The 1,395-nt window shown below is 64.3% G+C and carries 1 protein-coding gene; it reads right to left on the bottom strand.

What is annotated here, in order from left to right; genetic code table 11:
• Positions 1-80: 80 nt before the first annotated feature.
• The gene (locus KGB25_RS30365) at positions 81-1,310 is read right to left on the bottom strand and encodes a Zn-dependent hydrolase (protein ID WP_223438013.1); all 1,230 of its coding nucleotides are present in this window, start codon (positions 1,308-1,310) and stop codon (positions 81-83) included.
• Positions 1,311-1,395 lie beyond the last annotated feature (85 nt).

Genomic DNA, 1,395 nt, shown 5'->3' with positions numbered 1-1,395 from the left:
CGCGAAGGCGGTGTGTCAGTCAAACGTCGATGTTGTGCTGACGCCTTCGCGGGCAAGCCTCGCTCCTACAGGGACCGGGTTTATTCAGTTCTGCCGGCGCGGGACAGCACGGCGTTGAGCAGCACGTCGGTGCCTTGCCGCACGTCTTCCGGCAGCACGTCTTCGGCTTCGTTATGACTCAAGCCGCCGACACACGGGATGAACACCATCGCCGTCGGGCAGAACCGCGCCAGGTGAATCGCGTCATGCCCGGCACCGCTGACAATCGATTGCTGAGCGTAGCCCAGGGCATCCACAGCGTGCTGCACCGCCGCCACGCAGTCTGCGTCGAACGGTGTCGCCGGGCTGATCCAGTGCGGGGTGATCGTCAGGTTCAGGCCGCGACCGTCGGCAATCGCCTGCAGCCGCGCGCGCACTTGCTGCTCCATCGCGTCGATGGCGTCGTCGCGGTGATGACGCAGGTCGACGGTAAAATTCACCAACCCCGGAATGGTGTTGCGCGACGACTTGTTGATGCTCAACTCACCGACGGTGGTCAGGCCCTCCGGGGCGAAATCGGTGGCCAGACTTTCAATCGCCTGAATCATCCGCGCCACGCCGTACAGTGCATCCTTGCGCAGGGGCATCGGCGTGGTGCCGGCGTGAGCGGCCATGCCTTCGACCCGCACGTCGAGCCAGCGAATCGCCTGGCCGCCGCTGACCACGCCGATGCTCTTGGCGTTGTCTTCAAGGATCGGGCCTTGTTCGATGTGGGCTTCAAAATACGCATCCACCGCGCCGCCCAACGGACGCTCGCCGGCATAACCGGTACGCTTCAGCTCATCACCGACGCTGATGCCGTCGACATCCCGCACCGCCAGCGCCGCCTCCAATTGCATGATGCCGGTGAACACTGCGGAGCCAAACATCGCCGGGGTGAAGCGCGCGCCTTCTTCGTTGGTCCACACCGCCACTTCCAGCGGCTTGCGGGTCTGGATACCGAGGTCGTTGAGGCAGCGCACCACTTCGAGGCCGGCGAGCACGCCGTACACGCCGTCGAAGCGTCCGCCTTCAGGCTGAGTGTCGAGATGGCTGCCCATCATCACCGGCGCAGCGTCCGGGTCAGTGCCGGCGCGGCGGGCGAACAGGTTGCCGATGGCGTCCACGCTCAGGGTCATGCCGGCTTCGCGGCACCAGTGGGCAAACAGTTCGCGACCGGCCTTGTCTTCATCGCTCAAGGCCAGTCGGCAACTGCCGCCACGGGCGGTGGCGCCGATTTCGGCCATCGCCATCAGACTCGCCCACAGGCGTTCGCCATTAATCTTCAACATGAGGTTCTCCAAGACAATTCAAATCCCTGTAGGAGCCGGCTTGCCGGCGATGGCGTCCGAAAGATTAGTGCATGTCTTGAAGGAC

Source organism: Pseudomonas sp. BF-RE-21 (assembly GCF_019947305.1).
GTDB lineage: Bacteria > Pseudomonadota > Gammaproteobacteria > Pseudomonadales > Pseudomonadaceae > Aquipseudomonas > Aquipseudomonas migulae.
The sequence above is the reverse complement of the archived record's forward strand: the minus strand, read 5'-3'. Positions and strand labels throughout refer to the sequence as shown.

Coding starts and splice junctions, on each gene's coding strand:
- KGB25_RS30365 (WP_223438013.1), bottom strand. CDS start 1,310: ATGTTGAAGATTAATGGCGAACGCCTGTGGGCGAGTCTGATGGCGATG.